This window comes from Streptomyces sp. NPDC020731 (assembly GCF_044334705.1).
In the GTDB taxonomy this organism is placed as follows: domain Bacteria; phylum Actinomycetota; class Actinomycetes; order Streptomycetales; family Streptomycetaceae; genus Streptomyces.
Genome location: NZ_JBIRTN010000013.1, coordinates 1 through 17067, shown reverse-complemented (window position 1 = coordinate 17067; position 17067 = coordinate 1). Strand labels below are relative to the sequence as shown.

Genomic DNA, 17067 nt, shown 5'->3' with positions numbered 1-17067 from the left:
TACGGCACGAGGGGCGGCCGGAACTCTCCGGCCGCCCCTCGTGCCGTGTGCGCGCAAGGATCAGTTCAGCGGCATGCGCGGGAAGCGGCGCCTGTCCTCCGCCCTGCGCTCGGCGTCCTCCGCCTTGGCGACGGCCGCGTACTGGTCGACGTACTCCTGCTCGGACAGGGTGAGGATGGCGTACATGAGCTCGTCGGTCGCGGCGCGCAGGACCGCCTTCTCGTGTTCCATCCCCGCGTAGCGCGAGAAGTCCAGCGGCTTGCCGAAACGGATCACCACCGGGTGGATCCGGGGAATCTTCCTGCCGGGCGGCTGCGCCTCGAACGTGCCGATCATCGCGCAGGGAATCACCGGGACGCCCGCCCTGAGAGCCATCACCGCGACGCCGACCTTGCCCTTGTAGAGGCGGCCGTCGTGCGAGCGCGTGCCCTCCGGGTAGATGCCGAGCAGTTCCCCCTTGCCCAGCACGCCGAGGCCCTCCCGGATGGCGGCCTGCCCGGCCTCCTTGCCGGAGCGGTCGACGGGGATCTGCCCCGCGCTGTGGAAGAAGAACGCCGTCAGCCGGCCCTTGAGGCCGGGGCCGGTGAAGTACTCGGCCTTGGCGAGGAAGGTGATGCGCCGTTTGAGTACGGCCGGCATCAGGAAGTGGTCCGAGAACGACAGATGGTTCCCCGCGACGATGGCGGCGCCGGACGACGGCACGTGCTCCAGGCCCTCTATTCGCGGCCGGAAGACCAGACGCAGCAACGGGCCCAGCAGCACGTACTTGAGCAGGTAGTAGAACAAGGGCACGCTCCTCGACTCCGGCGGACGGGCGGTGCCGCCGCATCCCGGCAGGCCATCCGGCACGTCGTGGGGTGCCAGTCTAGGACCGGGTGCCGTGGCCCGGCACCACGTTCGACGCGACGGAACGCGCCGTGCCGGGGCGGTTGAGTGCCCGTCAGGGACGCATCGCGGGGGAGTAGGCTCGAACACATGAGGATCTCGGTCTCCTCCGACATGGACGAACCCGTGGCCCGCGCCCTCCTCGCCGAACTCCGCGAGCGCGGCCACGAGGTACGCGCGCACGGCGCCCTGAGCCCCGGTGACGACCCGCAGTGGGCCGTCTGCTCCGAGGCGGCGGCCCGTGAGGTCGCCGACGGGACGGCGGACCAGGCGGTGGTGTGCTGCTGGACCGGCACGGGCGCCTCGATCGCCGCGAACAAGGTGCCCGGCGTCCGGGCCGCCCTGTGCACGGACGCCTGTACGGCGGACGGCGCGCGCCGCTGGAACGACGCCAACGTGCTGGCGCTCAGCCTGCGGCTGACGTCCGGGCCGCTGCTGACGGAGATCCTCGACGCCTGGTTCGCCGGCGCGCCCAGCGACGACCCGGAGGACCGGCGCAACGTGGAACGCACGGAACGCCTCGACCGGGAGCGCACCGGCTCCTGACGCGCCCCGGACCCGCCGGTCACAGCCGTACGACGACCAGCGCCGTGTCGTCGGTGGCGCCGCCCGGCGGCAGCAGCTCCAGCAGCACGGTGTCCGCGAGCGTCTCGGGATCCTGCGTCCGGTGACGGCGCAGGGCCTCGGCGAGCCGCAGCAGCCCCCTGTCGATGTCCTCCCGGCGTCGTTCGATCAGCCCGTCGGTGTAGAGCACCAGGGTCGCCCCCGGCGCGAACCCGGTGGCCGCCTCCGGCCGGGGCGCCGGGTCGGGCTGGGCGTCGAGCGGCGGGTCGGTGGCCCGGTCGAGGAACTCCACGCGTCCGTCGCGATGGAGCAGCACCGGCGGCGGATGGCCGGCGCTGCTGTAGGTGATGGTGTGCCGGTCGAAGTCGATGAAGGTCGCCACCGCGGTCGCGGACTCGGCGCCGTCCACCACATGGGCGTAGCGGCCCACCACGTTCAGCGCCTGCGCGGGCCCGTCCGCCACCCGGGAGGCGGCGGTCAGCGCGCTGCGCAGCTGGCCCATCACCCCGGCCGCCGTCAGCCCGTGCCCCACCACGTCGCCCACGGACACGCCGATGCGGTGCCCGCCCACCAGGTCGACCAGGTCGTACCAGTCACCGCAGACGTTGAGCGCGCCCACCGCCGGCCGGTAGCGCACCGCGGCCCGGTGGTGGCCGACCTGCCGGCGGGCGGGCAGCATCGCCTCCTGCAGCGCCAGGGCCACCTCGCGCTCCCGGGCGTGCGCCCGGCGCAGCCGGTTGTTGAGCTCCTGCAGCTCACGGGCGCGCGCGTACAGCTCGGCCTCCAGCACCCGCCCCCGGCCGCCACCCGTGCCGCCCCGGGTCCGGATCAGTTCGGTGACCTCCTCGACCCGGTGCACGATCAGCGCGATCCGCCCGTCGGGGCCGGGCACCGGCGTGTTCACCGGGCTCCAGTAGCGCTCCTCCCAGTGCCCGGAGTGTTCCGGGCTCTCCACGTCGTAACGCTGCACCGCCATGGTGTCGCGCTCACCCGTGGCCAGGACCCGCAGCAGCGAGGTGCGCAGACGGTGCGCGCCCGTGGCCTCCGGGTCGTCGGGGTTCTCCGGGAACACGTCGAACAGGAAGCGGCCCACCACGGCCTCGCGCGAGCGCCCGGTCCCGCGGACGAAGGCCTCGTTGACGTCCGCGTACACCAGATCAGGGGTCAGCAGCGCCACCATGCCCGGCAGGGCCTGGTAGGCCGCCGCGTAGTCGATCGACGCCTCCGCCATGGGCCATCGCCTCACTCCAGCGGCGCGGTCAGTGACTGCTCCGCCCAGATGATCTTCCCGTCGGGAACGAACCGGGTGCCCCACCGCTGAGCCAGCTGGGAGACCAGCAGCAGCCCGCGCCCGCCCTCGTCCATCGCGCGGGGGTGCCGCAGATGGGGTGCGGTGGCGCCGCCGTCGAACACCTCGCACACCAGCGCCCGCTCGCGGATCAGCCGCAGCCGCACGGGGCCGCCGGTGTGCCGTATGGCGTTGGTGACCAGTTCACTGACGACCAGCTCCGTGGTGAAGACCAGGTCGTCCAGCCCCCAGTGGGCCAGCTGCCGGGTGCTGGTCCTGCGGGCCTCGGCCACGACCGCCGGATCCGCCGGCAGGTCCCAGACCGCGATCTGTCCGGGGTCGAGACGTTTGGTGCGGGCCATCAGCAGGGCCACGTCGTCGTACGGCCGGGCCGGGACCAGCATGTCGACCACCGCGCGGCAGCTCGGCTCGAGCGCGGTCGCGGCGCCCTGCAGCGCCTGCCGCAGCCGTTCGCGGTCCGTCCCGTCGGGCGAGGGCTTCCCGCCGGCCAGCAGACCGTCCGTGTGCAGGGCGAGCGTGCTGCCCTCGGCCAGGTCCAGCTCCACCGCCTCGAACGGCGGGCCGCCCACGCCGAGCGCGGGTCCCTGCGGGAGGTCGACGAAGGTGACCGTGCCGTCGGGTGCCACCACGGCGGGCGCGGGATGGCCGGCGGCCGCCATCGTGCACCGCCCGTCCACCGGGTCGTAGACGACGTACAGGCAGCCGGACCCGACGGACCGGCCGGGGAAGTCCCCGGCCTCCCCGTCGCCCTCGTCCTGCGCCAGCCGGGACGCCAGGTCGTCCAGATGGGCGAGCACCTCCTCGGGCGGCAGATCGATCGCGGCCAGCGTCCGTACGGCGGTGCGCAGCCGACCCATGGCCGCGGCGGCGTCGATGCCGTGCCCCGGCACCTCGCCGACGACCAGGGCGACACGGGCGCCGGACAGCGGGATCAGGTCGTACCAGTCGCCGCCCAGACCGGTCAGCTCGTCGGCCGGGCGGTAGCAGGCGGACACCTCCACGGCGTCCTGCTCGGGCAGCCGCCGGGGCAGCAGACTGCGCTGCAGGACGAGCGCGGCGTCCCGCTCGCGGGTGTAGCGCCGGGCGTTGTCCACGCAGACGGCGGCGCGGGAGACGAGGTCCTCGGCCAGACTGAGGTCGTCCTCGTCGAAGGGGTTCTGCCGGCGGCGGCGGAAGAACGTGGTGACGCCCAGGGTGACGCCCCGGGCCCGGACCGGGACGATCAGCGCGCTCTGCAGGCCGAGCTCCAGGAAGGTGGACTCCCGGCCGCCCGGTGTCGTGGCCCACTCCAGGGCGAGCGGGTCGAGCTGCTCCTGACGCCAGGACCGGCCCGTGGTCAGAGAGCGCACCGGCGGCGAACCCGCCAGGTACGACACGGCCGCCCCGGTCTCCACGACCGTCCGCGGCAGGTCCTCGTACAGCGACCGGTGGCCCGCGCGGCGCAGCGGCACCCGGTCGGAATCGGTGAGCGGACCCGGCGGGAGCTCGGCGCCGCGCAGCACCGTCTCCAGCAGGTCCACGACGACGAAGTCCGCGAGTTCCGGCACGGCCACGTCCGCCAGTTCCTGCGCGGTGCGCAGGATGTCCAGGGTGCGGCCGATGTGCTCGCCGGCCCGGTCGAGCAGGGCGAGGCGCTGCCGGGCGCGGTGCCGTTCGGTGACGTCCACGACGGTGTAGTACACGCCCATCGGACGGCCCCGGTCGTCGTCGAGGCGGGTGAACGACAGCATGTGCACGGTCTCGCGCAGCGGCGCCGAACGGACCTGGCCGACGTGCTCGTAGTCGAGCACCTGTTCGCCGGTGTCCAGTACGTGCCGCATCCGCTCCTCGACCGCCTCGGCGTCCATACCCGGCTGGACGTCCGCGAACCGCAGTCCCAGACGCCGCCCGGCCGGACCGCCGCCGAACTGTTCGAGCGCGGCGTTGGACCACACGAAGCGCAGCTCCGTGTCCACGATCGCGATGCCGATCGGAGCACCGGCGACCATCTGCTCCAGCACGGCGCGGCTCATGTCCCAGCCGGCCGAGCCGGCCAGCTCCGACAGCAGGACCAGCAGCGACGAACGGCCTCGCGGCTCCACGGTCGGCGTGACCCGCACCATCAACGCGACCGGCCGCCCGTCCCGGTGCCGGGCCGTCATCAGGCCCGCCCAGTCGCCGTCCGACCGGCCCCGCTCGACCAGGTCCGGCACCCGCTCGGCGTCCTCGGGGACCAGCAGCTCGGCGAACTTGCGGCCCACGGCCTCGGAGGCGCGGTACCCCAGCAGCCGCTCGGCCCCGCCGGTCCAGCTCGACACCATGCCGTGCGGATCGAGCAGCAGGGGAACGGCGTCGGCCACATCGAACCCCTGCCGGGCAACGTCCTGCTCCTTGTGTCCGCCCACGGCCGACCTCTCTGTCGCTGAGAGTGGTCTACCCCCTCTTGTCCCCATCTTCACCCTTCGGGCGGGATGAGGACGTCCTGGGATACGCCGTCCCCCGCCGGGCCCTCGGCGGGGGACGGCGGTGGCTCAGGACTGCCGGGCCAGCACCTTCTCCACGGTGTGCAGGGCGCTCTGCAGCTCCTCCGCCGTGACGGTCAGGGGCGGGGCCAGGCGGATGGTGGAGCCGTGGGTGTCCTTGACCAGGATGCCCTCCCGCATCAGGTGTTCGCTGACCTCGCGGCCGGTGCCGAGCGCCGGGTCGACGTCCACGCCCGCCCACAGGCCGCGGGAGCGGAAGCCGACCACGCCCCTGCCGAGGAGCGACTCCAGGCCCTCGCGCAGGATCCCGCCCAGTTCCGCCGCCCGGCGCTGGAACTCGCCCGTCTCCAGCAGCTCCACCACGGCCGTACCGACCGCCGCGGCCAGCGGATTGCCGCCGAAGGTCGACCCGTGCTCACCCGGACGGAGCACCTGGAGCACCTCCCGCCGGGCCACCACCGCGGACACCGGGACGATGCCGCCGCCCAGCGCCTTGCCGAGCAGGACGACGTCCGGGACGACCGACTCGTGCTCCACGGCGAGCGTGCGGCCCGTACGGCCGAGACCCGACTGGATCTCGTCGGCGATGAACAGGCATCCCGCGCGGCGCGTCAGCTCCCGCACCCCGGCCAGATAACCGTCGTCCGGGATGATCACACCCGCCTCGCCCTGGACGGGCTCGATCAGCACCGCCGCCGTCGTCTCGTCGACCGCCGCCTCCAGCGCCGCGAGATCGTTGTACGGGACCACGCGGAAGCCAGGGGTGAAGGGGCCGAAACCGGCCCGCGCGACCTCGTCCGTCGAGAAGCTCACGATCGTCGTCGTACGGCCGTGGAAGTTGTCCGCCGCCACCACGATCGTCGCCCGGTCCGCCGGGACGCCCTTCACGTCGTAGGCCCATTTGCGGGCCACCTTGATCCCGCTCTCCACCGCCTCCGCACCGGTGTTCATGGGCAGCACCATGTCGAGACCGGTCAGCGCGGCCAGCCGCTCCGCGAACTCGGCGAGCCGGTCGTTGTGGAACGCGCGCGAGGTCAGCGTCAGCCGGTCCAGCTGGCGGTGCGCCGCCTCGATCAGCGCCGGATGCCGGTGGCCGAAGTTGAGCGCCGAGTAGCCGGCCAGCATGTCGAGGTACCGCCGGCCCTCCACGTCCTCCACCCACGCGCCCTCCGCGCGGGCGACGACCACGGGCAGCGGATGGTAGTTGTGCGCGAGGACCGGCTCCTCCGCACCGATCAGCTCGGCGGACGTGCGCGCGGGGACGACAGAGGTCATGAGCGGATCTCCTGTGTGCAGCACTTGATGCCCCCGCCTGCCTTGTGGAACTCGGACAGGTCGACGGGAACGGGGACGTAGCCGCGGTCGGCGAGCCGGGCGGCGAGGGCCGTGGCCCCGGGGGAGACGAACACATGGCGCCCGTCGGACACGGAGTTCAGCCCGAACGCCGTCGCGTCCTCACGGGTCGCGAGCACCGCGTCCGGGTACAGCCGGGCGAGCACCTCGCGGCTGCCCGGAGAGAACGCCTCCGGGTAGTACGCGACGTTCTCCTCGTCCAGCACGAACAGCGCCGTGTCCAGGTGGTAGAAGTACGGATCCACCAGCGTCAGGCCGATCACCGGCACCCCGAAGAACTCCTGCACCTCGCGGTGCGCCTCACGGGTGGTGCGGAAGCCGGTGCCGGCGAGGATCCAGCGCCCGGCGGGCACCAGGTCGCCCTCGCCCTCGCACACCGACTCGGGATGGTGCACCTCGTACCCCTCGGCCTTGAACCAGGCCTCGTACGGCACGGACTCCGGGCGCCGCTCGGGCGCCAGGAACAGGGAGCCGAAGACGCGGCCCTCCACGACGACCGCCGCGTTCGCGGCGAACACCATGTCGGGCAGTGCGGGCTCGGGCTTCACGGTCTCCACGGTATGACCGTGGTCACGGTAGGCGTCGATCAGCGTCCGCCACTGGCCTCGGGCGAGGGCGACGTCGACGGGGCGGTCGGGATGCATCCAGGGATTGATCGCGTACCGGACGGCGAAGTGTCTGGGTTCGCAGACGAGGTATCGCCGCCGGGACGCCACACGGAAGTCGGGCACAGAGGGGTTCCTCCGCTTCCACGCGGTCTCGACAGGGGTGAGACCACGGTAGGAAGCGAGCGATACGGGCGACAAGGAACAAGAGCTGCGTGTTCACGCAGGAATGCTGCGCAGTTGCACCCTTCAGCGCACGTCTGGTGCGCCCTCCGGCGCGGGCTGGCTCACTCCTGCCTCAGGACTGTCCGGCAGCAGATGGGACAGCACCATCACACTGATCGTCTTCCGGATGAACGGCTCCTGGCGGATCCGCTCCAGCACCTCCTCGAAGTGCTCCACGTCCCGCGCCCGCACGTGCAGCAGCGCGTCCGCGCCGCCGGTCACCGTCATCGCCGCGGCGATCTCCGGATGGTTGCGCACCACCTCCGCCAGCCGCCGGGGCGGCGCCGCCCCCTCGCAGTACACCTCGACATACGCCTCGGTGCGCCAGCCCAGCGCCGACGGCCGCACCGTCGCCGTGAAGCCGGTGATCACCCCGGTCTCGCGCAGCCGGTCCACCCGGCGCTTGACCGCCGTCGACGACAGCCCGACGGCCGCGCCGATCTCGGCGAAGGACGTCCTGGCGTTCGCCATCAGCGCGGTGACGATCTTCCGGTCGAGTTCGTCGAACGACGCGGGCCTGCTGTTCATGCGGGCACTGTATCCAGCGCGAACGCCCACGTCCGGGGCATGTCCAGACGTGGAAATCACCCCTACACTCCACCTTCATGCTGCGCGCCCTCGCCGTCGACGACGAACGCCCCTCACTGGAGGAACTGCTCTACCTGCTGAACGCCGACCCCCGCATCGGCAGCGCCGAGGGTGCCGGTGACGCCACCGAGGCGCTGCGCCGCATCAACCGTGCCCTGGAGTCGGGACCCGACGGGCCCGAGGCCATCGACGTCGTCTTCCTCGACATCCAGATGCCCGGCCTCGACGGCCTCGACCTGGCCCGGCTGCTCACCGGGTTCGCCCGGCCGCCGTTCATCGTGTTCGTCACCGCCCACGAGGACTTCGCCGTCCAGGCCTTCGACCTCGATGCCGCCGACTACGTCCTCAAACCCGTGCGCAAGGAACGGCTGGCCGAGGCGGTCCGCCGCGTCGTCGAACTGCGCGCCGCCGCGCAGCGCGGCACCGCCGCCCCGCGCATCCCCGTGCACGAACCCGACCCCGACCACATACCCGTCGAACTCGGCGGCGTGACCCGCTTCGTCGCCGTCGACGGCATCACCCACGTCGAGGCCCAGGGCGACTACGCCCGCCTGCACACCGACCGGGGCAGCCACCTCGTACGGATCCCGCTGTCCACCCTGGAGGAGCGCTGGCGCTCCCGCGGCTTCGTCCGCATCCACCGCCGCCATCTGGTCGCCCTGCGCCACATCGGCGAACTCCGGCTCGACGCGGGCGCCGTGAGCGTCCTGATCGGCTCCGAGGAACTCCAGGTCAGCCGGCGGCACGCCCGCGAACTGCGGGACCTGCTGATGCGCCGGACCACGAGTTAGGCGGGGGGGAGCGCACATGCCACAGGACCCGACCGAACGCCGGGTGGTCGTCACCGGCCCGCCCCGCCGCGCCCGCCGCTCCTCCGGCTACTACCGCCCGCGCACCGAGATCGACGAGCAGACCACCCTCGGCCACACCTACGTCCGCTCCCTGATGCGCATCCAGCTGCGCACCGGACTCACCGTGTTCGCCGTCCTCGTCCTGCTCGTCGGCCCGCTCCCGCTGGTCTTCGCCGCCGCCCCGGACGCCCGCCGCCTGGAGTGGGCGGTGCTCGGCTTCGGGCTCTACCCCCCGCTGGTCCTGCTCGCCCGCTGGTACGTGCGCCGCGCCGAACGCAACGAACGCGACTTCGTGCGGCTCGTCGAGGACCGCTGAGACCAGGACGTCCCACGCCGTGAACTCCACCTACGCCGTTCCCGCCGTCGCCCTCGTCGTTCTCGCGACCGTCCTCGTCGGCGCCTTCGGCCTGCGCATCTCCCGCACCACCTCCGACTTCTACGTCGCCTCCCGCACCGTCGGCCCCCGACTCAACGCGGCCGCCATCAGCGGCGAGTACCTCTCCGCCGCCTCCTTCCTGGGCATCGCGGGACTCGTCCTCGTGCAGGGTCCGGACATGCTCTGGTACCCGGTCGGCTACACCGCCGGCTATCTGGTGCTGCTGCTGTTCGTCGCCGCCCCGCTGCGCCGCTCCGGCGCCTACACCCTGCCCGATTTCGCCGAGGCCCGGCTCGCCTCCCAGACGGTACGACGGCTCGCGGGAGCCTCCGTCGTCGGCGTCGGCTGGCTGTACCTGCTGCCCCAGCTCCAGGGTGCGGGGCTCACCCTGACCGTCCTCACCGGAGCGCCCGACTGGCTCGGCGGGGTGATCGTCGCCGTGGTGGTGACCGTCATCGTCGGCGCGGGCGGCATGCGCAGCATCACCTTCGTGCAGGCCTTCCAGTACTGGCTGAAACTCACCGCCCTGCTCGTCCCCGCCCTCTTCCTGATCACCGCCTGGCAGAGCGACGGCGCCCCCAGCCACGCCTTCGACGAGCCGGCCGCCTTCCGCGAACAACGGGTGGTCCGCATCGACGACACCCTCGACCTCCGGCTCGACCGGCCGCTCACCGTCACGGTGGACGGCACCGTCGACGGCCGTGACCACGACGGCACCGAGACCGGCCTGACCGCCGGCACCCACCGCATCGACGGCGGCACCCGGCTCACCTTCGCCGAGGGCGCCGAGGTCCCCGCCGCCGGACGCGGTGCCGACGACGCCCTGTCGCCCTCCCGCGCCGAGTCCCGCGAGGAACGCCCGCTGTACGCCACGTACGGACTGATCCTCGCCACCTTCTTCGGCACCATGGGACTGCCGCACGTCGTGGTCCGCTTCTACACCAGCCCGCACGGCGTGGCCGCCCGCCGTACCACCGTCGCGGTCCTCGGCCTGATCGGCGCCTTCTACCTCCTGCCACCGGTCTACGGGGCCCTCGGCCGGCTCTACGCGCCCGAACTCACCCTCACCGGCGACGCGGACGCCGCCGTCCTGCTCCTGCCGGGCCGGATGATCGGCGGGACGGGCGGTGACCTCCTCGGGGCGCTGGTCGCCGGGGGCGCCTTCGCCGCGTTCCTGTCGACGGCCTCCGGGCTCACCATGGCCGTGGCCGGCGTACTCACCCAGGACGTGCTCCCCTCGCGCGGCGTACGGCACTTCCGGCTCGGCACCGTCCTCGCGATGGCCGTACCCCTCGGGGCGAGCCTCCTGGTCGGCGGACTGCCGGTGGCCGACGCCGTGGGACTCGCCTTCGCCGTCTCCGCCTCGTCGTTCTGCCCGCTGCTCGTCCTCGGCATCTGGTGGCGCCGGCTGACCCCGCCCGGCGCGGCCGCCGGGATGCTGGTGGGCGGTGGCTCCGCGTTCGCCGCCGTCGCCGCGACCATGGCCGGCTACCCGGGCACGGGGCCCTGGCACGCGCTGTTCGCCTGGCCCGCACTGTGGTCGGTGCCGCTGGGCTTCCTCACCATGATCCTGGTGTCCCTGGCCACCCCCGGCCGGGTGCCGCCCGGCACGGCGGCGGTACTGGCCCGCTTCCACCTGCCGGAGGAACTCCGTACGGAGGTGTCCGCATGAGCGGTTTCCTCGCCGGTCTGCTCGTCGCCGTCCTGCCCCTGCTGGCCGCCGGGTTCTGGATCGGCCGGCGCACCGCCCGCCCCGCCGGCCTCGCCGGACTCGGCACCCCCGTCGAGCACGCCACCTTCGAGACCCTGCACACCGCGTCCCTGGCCACGCCCCCGCTGCGGGCCGGCCTGACGGAGGAGACCGCCGGCAAGTCCGCCCGCAAGCTGCGCTCCCTGCTCGGCACGGACGCCCTCTGCCTCACCGACCGCGACCAGGTCCTCGTCTGGGACGGCGCCGGCGCCCACCACCGCGCCGAGATCATGGAACGCCTCGGCGGCCCCCTCGACACCGGCCGCGGCGAGGCGTTCCCGCTCACCTGCGACACCCCCGACTGCTCGGTGCGCTGGGCGGTGGTCGCCCCGCTCACCGTCGACGACCGGGTGCACGGCACGCTCGTCGCCTGCGCGCCCCGCGAGTCCGCGGTCCTGGTCCGGGCCGCCGGGGAGGTCGCCCGCTGGGTCTCCGTCCAGCTCGAACTCGCCGACCTCGACCAGTCCCGCACCCGTCTCATCGAGGCCGAGATCAGGGCCCTGCGCGCCCAGATCTCCCCGCACTTCATCTTCAACTCGCTCGCCGTGATCGCCTCGTTCGTGCGCACCGACCCCGAGCGGGCCCGCGAACTGCTCCTGGAGTTCGCCGACTTCACCCGCTACTCGTTCCGCCGTCACGGCGACTTCACCACCCTCGCCGACGAACTCCACGCCATCGACCACTATCTGGCGCTGGTGCGGGCACGCTTCGGCGACCGCCTCTCCGTCACCCTGCAGATCGCCCCCGAGGTACTGCCGGTCGCGCTGCCCTTCCTCTGCCTCCAGCCACTGGTGGAGAACGCCGTCAAGCACGGCCTGGAGGGCAAGGCCGACAAGTGCCGCATCCAGATCACCGCGCAGGACGCCGGAGCCGAGGCGCTCGTCGTCATCGAGGACGACGGCGCCGGAATGGACCCCGGCCTGCTGCGCCGTATCCTCGCCCGCGAGGTCAGCCCCACCGGCGGCATCGGACTGTCCAACGTCGACGACCGGCTCCGTCAGGTCTACGGCGACGACCACGGCCTCGTCATCGAGACCGCCGTCGGCGCGGGCATGAAGATCACCGTCCGGCTGCCGAAGTACCAGCCGGGTGTGCACCTGACGGGGCGGCTCACCCCGAAGTGAGGCCGGCCGCCCCGGACGCCTCTCAGGTGCTGCGGGTGGCGACCATTCCCAAGGTGATCAGCCCCAGGACGACCCAGCCGAACCACAGCCAGCCGTTGCTGCCGAGCGCCACCGTGTACGCCGTCACGGCGACCAGACCGCCGACGGTGAGCACCCCCATGGTCTTCGTCGACGTGGAACCGTTCGTGGAACCGGGCATCGCGGCACCCTCCTCATGGTTCGGCTCCCTCCATGGTGCCCCCGTTCTGCCTCCTTACGGTGCACACGACGACATGTGTGCCCGATTTCCAGGGCCCCTCACTGGTCCACGACCCGGGTTCGTGGACCGACGGGTCGAAGCCGTACTCACGCGGCGGCACCTCGCGCGCACACGCCGCGTCCGACCCGGTGCGCGCCTCGGCGAGCGTGACGTCCTTGCCCAGCCGGGTGAACCCGAGCACCTGCTCGTCGTACGTCCCGTCGCACGCCACCAGCCGCGCCTCCCGGCGGGACCGCACGTCCAGGCAGTCCCGCCGCTGCATCGTCGCCGTGTCGGCGAACGCCGTCCCCAGGCGGCGCCGGTCCCCGAGCGGTCCGTACACCGGCCCGTGCGCCCCCAGCACCAGACAGGCGGTACGCCCCCCGGCCGCCTCGAACCCGTCCGACGTCGGTACGACGGCCAGGCCGCGGACGTCGGCCAGCCGGCCGCGCAGCTCCCGCGTCCGCTCCTCGCAGCGGGCCGGCCCCCGCTCCCGCGCCTCCTCGTCCGAGGCGGCCCGGACGAACGCCACGACCTGTCCGTCGGGCGCCTGGTCCGCACAGGTCGGGTCGAGAGCCAGCCGGGGCGTGCCGGTGAACCGGACGCCACCGGACCAGTCGGCCAGCACACAGTCGCCCTCTTCCAGCGGCTCGACCAGCCCGACGGCCTCCCCGTACGGCACCGCCGTCCCGCCGCCGCTGTCGCGGTCGGCCAGCGCGTACCAGGCACCGCCCAGGGCCAGCACCAGACCCAGCCCGCCGGTGAGGACCGCGCGCAGCGCGTGCGGGCGGGGGCGCCGACGGGCGCCGCCGCCGACGGGGCCACGGGCGTCCGCTCCGGGCGCCGGGCGCGCGGAGGCGGCCCAGGGCCGCTGGGAGCCGAGGTCCGTCCGCGTCCGTGCGTACGCCTCCGTCAGGGGCGTCACGATGCGCGCCAGCTCGGCCTCCACCTCACGCGCCGTCGCCCGCAGGTCCGGATCCTTGGTGAGCAGCCCCCGCAGCACCGGCTCCAGCGCGCCTGCCCGCACCGGTGGACGCGGGTCCTCCATGACCACGGCGGTGACCGACGCCAGCGGGGACTCCCGCGCGAAGGGGCCGCGGCCCTCCACCGCGTGGTAGAGCGTGCAGCCCAGCGAGAACAGGTCGGCCGCGGGGGTGGGCGGACCGCCGGTGGCCCGCTCCGGCGCCAGATAGCCCGCCGTGCCGACCAGCGCGGACGCCATCGTGTACCGCGTCTCCCCGGTGTCCGGCCGCACCGAGATGCCGTAGTCGGTGAGCAGTACCCGCCCGTACGGCGATCCGGTGCGGTCCGGGGCCAGCAGGATGTTCGCCGGTTTCACGTCCCGGTGCATCACGCCCCGCTCGTGCCCGGCGGTCAGCGCGTCCAGCACGGCCAGCCCGATCCGGGCGCACTCGGCGGGGGCGGGCGGACCGCTCCGCGCGAGCAGCTCCCGCAGATCGACGGCGTCCGCCACGTACTCCATGACGATCCACGGCAGCCCTTCGTGCTCGAGCACGTCGTGCACGGTCACCACATGGGGGTGACCGCGCAGACCGGCCGCGTGCCGGGCCTCCGCGCGCGCCCGGGCGACCCGGGCCTCCCGCTCCTGGCCGGGCTCGGCCGGGTCGCCGAACACGATCTCCTTCAGCGCGACCTCGCACGCGAGTCTCTGGTCCTGGGCGAGCCAGACGTGCCCCATGCCACCGCTGCCCAGCCGGTGCAGCAGCAGATAGCGGCCGGCGATGACCCGGCCCACTCCCGACGTCGGTGATGAGGGCATCCGGTCACTCCCGGGTTCGCCGGGGGCGCTCGGCGGGGGTGCCCGTGGCCGGGGCGCTGCTCGCGGGGCTGCCGGTCGGTGGTGGGGGCGCGCCGGTCGTGACGGGGTCACCGGTCGGAGGAGTGGAGGCGGTGGTCCGTGGTGGCGATGCGGCCGAGCCGGGAGGCGGGGAGCCGGTCCCGGGGGTTTTCGGGGGCGTCGGAGGGGGCGTGGAGCGCTCGGGAGGCGGGGTGGACCCGGTGCTCGGCGGGGGCGGCGGAGCGGAGCCGGCCGGTGCGGACGTGTCTCCCGGTGTCCCGCCCCGCGCCCCCGGCCGCTCGGACTTCGCCGGCCCGGAGGACGACGCGGACGGTGATGACGGCGGCGGCGATCCGGGATCCTTCGTCCCCCGAGACGACTCCGCACCCGGGGGAGTGCTCCCGTCGGCGGACGTACCCGTGTCCTCCACCACGCTCAGCGTGACGTGCGTCCCGAACCGCAGCTCGGCCCCGGCGGCCGGATCGGACGCCGTGACCCGCGCGCCGTCCGGCGGCGCGTTCTCCCCGTCGTACGCGACCGCCAGCCCTCGCCCGGCCAGCCGCCGGCTCGCCTCACCGAACGTGGTCCCGATGAGGGACGGCACCGCCTGCCGCTTCCGCGTGTCGAAGGCGGTGTCCTCCTCACCCGTCGTCCCCACGGGCCGCTCGACGCCCCGGTCGGGATCCTCCACGTTGACGAGGGCGATCCGCTCCAGTTCGTGGGACGCGGGCCGCACGACCACGGCCTCGGAACGGCCATACCCCTTCCACTTCTTGTTTTCGTCGTCGAACGAGACGGAAATCCTGCTCTTGTCCCCCTCGAAGGGCCGCAGTGGATTTCCGCACGAGCACTTCACCGCCGGTAGTCCATGCTCGTCGACCAGAATCGCGATTCCCGCCTGCAGCAGCGCGTCGAAGGGAACGGCCTTTTCCTTTTTGTAGTCGTGGTTCTTCACCAGAGTGTCGTGACGCAGGAGAACGGGGGTGAGCCCGTCGAGATACTCCGGTATCTCATCCGTACGGAGATCCAGGGCGCCGGCCCAGGCCCGCGCCCTGCGGTCGTTGCGCGGCTCGGCGAGATACCGCCTCAACCGCTCGACGTCGCAGATCGCCGCCTTGCCGGTGCCCCCGTACAGGCCGGGCGTGTCCCCCTGCTGCAGACCGCCGTGAGCGGGCCGCGAGCGCACGTCGGCGTCCCGTCCGAGTCCGCCGCGCTCGTCGAAGAACGGCGCGAGGGAGGCGGCCCCCGCGGCCACCGCCTTCACGTCGAACAAAGGTGTGACCGAATCGCACCCACTGGCGACGAGAAGTAACAACGACAGGACGGAGATCTTCCGAATCGCTGCTTTTCCCACCCTGTGCGTGAACGCGCGAAGTGCCATCACCGCTCCCCCCGGCGGTTCCCCCTGAGGCATTCATGTTACCGGTGGAAATTCCCCGTTCAAGGGGACCGGGGAGACGGTGAATTCAGTTCCCGCGTGCGTTCAATGAGGCCAGATAGGCGTTGTACGCCTCGAGTTCCTTGTCCCCGTCCCGGTCGGCGGCGCGGTCCTGGCGCTTCGCCTGCCGCTGGTCCGAGGCGTACCACTGGAACAGCAGCGCCAGCAGCACCAGTACGGAGGGGACCTCGCTGAACGCCCAGGCGATGCCGCCGGCCGCGTTCTGGTCGGACAGCGCGTCGATGCCGAGCGAGCCGGGCGGGTTCTCGAACGTCGTGACCATCGGGGTCGACGCCATCATCAGCGCGATGCCGAAGAACGCGTGGAACGGCATGCCCGCGAACAGCTCCAGCATCCGCATCAGATACCCCGGCCGGTGCGGACCCGGGTCCACCCCCATGATCGGCCAGAAGAAGACCAGGCCGACGGCGAGGAAGTGCACCATCATCGCGATGTGCCCCACCTCGGAACCCATCAGGAAATCGAACAGCGGGGTGAAGTACAGGCCGTACAGGCTGGCGATGAACAGCGGGATGGTGAACACCGGGTGGGTGACGACCCGCATGTAGCGGCTGTGCAGCAGCATCAGCAGCAGCTCGCGCGGCCCTCTGCGGCCCCGCCCGGCCGGCGGCAGCGCGCGCAGGGCGAGGGTGATCGGGGCGCCGAGCAGGATCAGGATCGGCGACACCATGCTGATCATCATGTGCTGCACCATGTGCACGCTGAACATGACCATGCCGTAGTCGTTCAGCCTGGTGCACATCATGAGCCCGATGCTCAGTACACCGGTGACGAACGCGACGGTCCGCCCCACCGGCCACTTGTCACCGCGCCGCACCAGACGGGCCACGCCCCAGCCGTACAGGGCCAGCCCCAGCAGGCAGGCGATGAGGAAGAAGGAATCCGCCGACCAGACGAGTCCTCGCCCCAGCGTGAACGGCGGCAGATCCATGGTCATGCCGTGCCCGCTGTGATCCATCCACCGGCTCCCGTTTCGTGCAGGTTGTACGCAATCCGTCCGCACCAGAGTAGAACCGCCCCCGGCGACATCCGTCACCGGGGGCGGTAAGCGTGCCCCGAAGGGGCGCGTGGCTGTATCGACGTGCGGCTCCGTCGCGTGGGCGCGATCGACCACCGGCGGCCCGCAGCCCGCGATGAACCGAAACGGCCCGAGCTGGGAGATGTCGTTTGGATCTTGCCGGGGTCGCGGGGTCCGGCACGCACCTCTGCGGCGTCGTCGTCGGTCCTCGACGCTCCGCGTCGACTCCCTCCTCCGCCTTGCGGCCGCACGCACCGGACCCCGCCCGGCTCGGCTGTGAGGCGCCGTCGCCCGAAGCCGGCCTGATCCAACGACACCCCCTAGGGTCTGTTGCGAAAGTGGATCTTGTTCGTTCATGATCATGTCTCGTGGGACGTGGGGATCTGACGAACGGCCAGTGGGCCCGGCTTGAGCCGCTTCTGCCGCGGGGCATCAAGCCGGGCCGGCCGCAGGTGTGGACGC

Annotated in this window: 15 protein-coding genes; 5 read left to right on the top strand and 10 right to left on the bottom strand. The window is 72.8% G+C overall.

What is annotated here, in order from left to right; genetic code table 11:
• Positions 1–60 precede the first annotated feature (60 nt).
• Positions 61–786 (bottom strand): lysophospholipid acyltransferase family protein, encoded by a 726-nt coding sequence (locus ACH4VX_RS20755; protein WP_398368929.1) that lies wholly within the window; start codon positions 784–786, stop codon positions 61–63.
• A 189-nt stretch (positions 787–975) separates the two neighbouring features.
• Here ACH4VX_RS20755 and ACH4VX_RS20750 point away from each other — a divergent pair, with 189 nt between their 5' ends.
• The gene (locus ACH4VX_RS20750; RefSeq protein ID WP_398368928.1) at positions 976–1431 is read left to right on the top strand and encodes an RpiB/LacA/LacB family sugar-phosphate isomerase; all 456 of its coding nucleotides are present in this window, start codon (positions 976–978) and stop codon (positions 1429–1431) included.
• Between the two features lie 19 nt (positions 1432–1450).
• On the opposite strand, the gene ACH4VX_RS20745 is transcribed toward ACH4VX_RS20750, so the two are convergent.
• From ACH4VX_RS20745 to ACH4VX_RS20725, 5 genes are all read right to left on the bottom strand, one after another.
• Positions 1451–2680: a PP2C family protein-serine/threonine phosphatase gene (locus ACH4VX_RS20745; protein WP_398368926.1), complete on the bottom strand. Its 1230-nt coding sequence runs from the start codon at positions 2678–2680 to the stop codon at positions 1451–1453.
• Between the two features lie 11 nt (positions 2681–2691).
• Positions 2692–5142 (bottom strand): SpoIIE family protein phosphatase, encoded by a 2451-nt coding sequence (locus tag ACH4VX_RS20740; RefSeq protein WP_398368924.1) that lies wholly within the window; start codon positions 5140–5142, stop codon positions 2692–2694.
• A 126-nt stretch (positions 5143–5268) separates the two neighbouring features.
• Positions 5269–6495: an ornithine--oxo-acid transaminase gene (rocD, locus tag ACH4VX_RS20735; protein ID WP_398368923.1), complete on the bottom strand. Its 1227-nt coding sequence runs from the start codon at positions 6493–6495 to the stop codon at positions 5269–5271.
• Positions 6492–7304: a dimethylargininase gene (gene ddaH / locus ACH4VX_RS20730; protein ID WP_398368921.1), complete on the bottom strand. Its 813-nt coding sequence runs from the start codon at positions 7302–7304 to the stop codon at positions 6492–6494. The genes rocD and ddaH overlap by 4 nt, the downstream gene beginning before the upstream one ends.
• 123 nt (positions 7305–7427) lie before the next feature.
• The gene (locus tag ACH4VX_RS20725; RefSeq protein WP_398368919.1) at positions 7428–7931 is read right to left on the bottom strand and encodes an Lrp/AsnC family transcriptional regulator; all 504 of its coding nucleotides are present in this window, start codon (positions 7929–7931) and stop codon (positions 7428–7430) included.
• 77 nt (positions 7932–8008) lie between these two features.
• Here ACH4VX_RS20725 and ACH4VX_RS20720 point away from each other — a divergent pair, with 77 nt between their 5' ends.
• Genes ACH4VX_RS20720 through ACH4VX_RS20705 form a run of 4 tightly spaced genes read left to right on the top strand, consistent with a single transcriptional unit; the run spans position 8009 to position 12092 of the window.
• Complete coding sequence (locus ACH4VX_RS20720) at positions 8009–8782, top strand: LytR/AlgR family response regulator transcription factor (RefSeq protein ID WP_398368917.1); 774 nt, start codon at positions 8009–8011, stop codon at positions 8780–8782.
• A gap of 16 nt (positions 8783–8798) precedes the next feature.
• On the top strand, positions 8799–9158 hold the full coding sequence (locus ACH4VX_RS20715; RefSeq protein ID WP_398368916.1) for a hypothetical protein: 360 nt from the start codon (positions 8799–8801) through the stop codon (positions 9156–9158).
• Between the two features lie 19 nt (positions 9159–9177).
• On the top strand, positions 9178–10890 hold the full coding sequence (locus ACH4VX_RS20710) for a cation acetate symporter (protein WP_398368914.1): 1713 nt from the start codon (positions 9178–9180) through the stop codon (positions 10888–10890).
• The gene (locus tag ACH4VX_RS20705; RefSeq protein ID WP_398368912.1) at positions 10887–12092 is read left to right on the top strand and encodes a sensor histidine kinase; all 1206 of its coding nucleotides are present in this window, start codon (positions 10887–10889) and stop codon (positions 12090–12092) included. Before ACH4VX_RS20710 ends, ACH4VX_RS20705 begins: the two co-directional genes overlap by 4 nt.
• A 22-nt stretch (positions 12093–12114) precedes the next feature.
• Here the strand turns inward: ACH4VX_RS20705 and ACH4VX_RS20700 are convergent, their stop codons facing one another.
• From ACH4VX_RS20700 to ACH4VX_RS20685, 4 genes are all read right to left on the bottom strand, one after another.
• Positions 12115–12291, bottom strand: a complete 177-nt coding sequence (locus ACH4VX_RS20700) for a membrane protein (RefSeq protein ID WP_030865508.1) — start codon at positions 12289–12291, stop codon at positions 12115–12117.
• A 13-nt stretch (positions 12292–12304) separates the two neighbouring features.
• A complete protein-coding gene (locus tag ACH4VX_RS20695; RefSeq protein ID WP_398368911.1) occupies positions 12305–14110 on the bottom strand; it encodes a protein kinase in 1806 nt (601 codons plus the stop codon).
• Positions 14111–14114: 4 nt separating this feature from the next.
• Entirely contained in the window at positions 14115–15392 is a 1278-nt protein-coding gene (locus ACH4VX_RS20690) for a DUF6777 domain-containing protein (RefSeq protein ID WP_398369252.1), read from the bottom strand.
• A gap of 202 nt (positions 15393–15594) precedes the next feature.
• Entirely contained in the window at positions 15595–16545 is a 951-nt protein-coding gene (locus ACH4VX_RS20685; RefSeq protein WP_398368910.1) for a cytochrome c oxidase assembly protein, read from the bottom strand.
• Positions 16546–17067 lie beyond the last annotated feature (522 nt).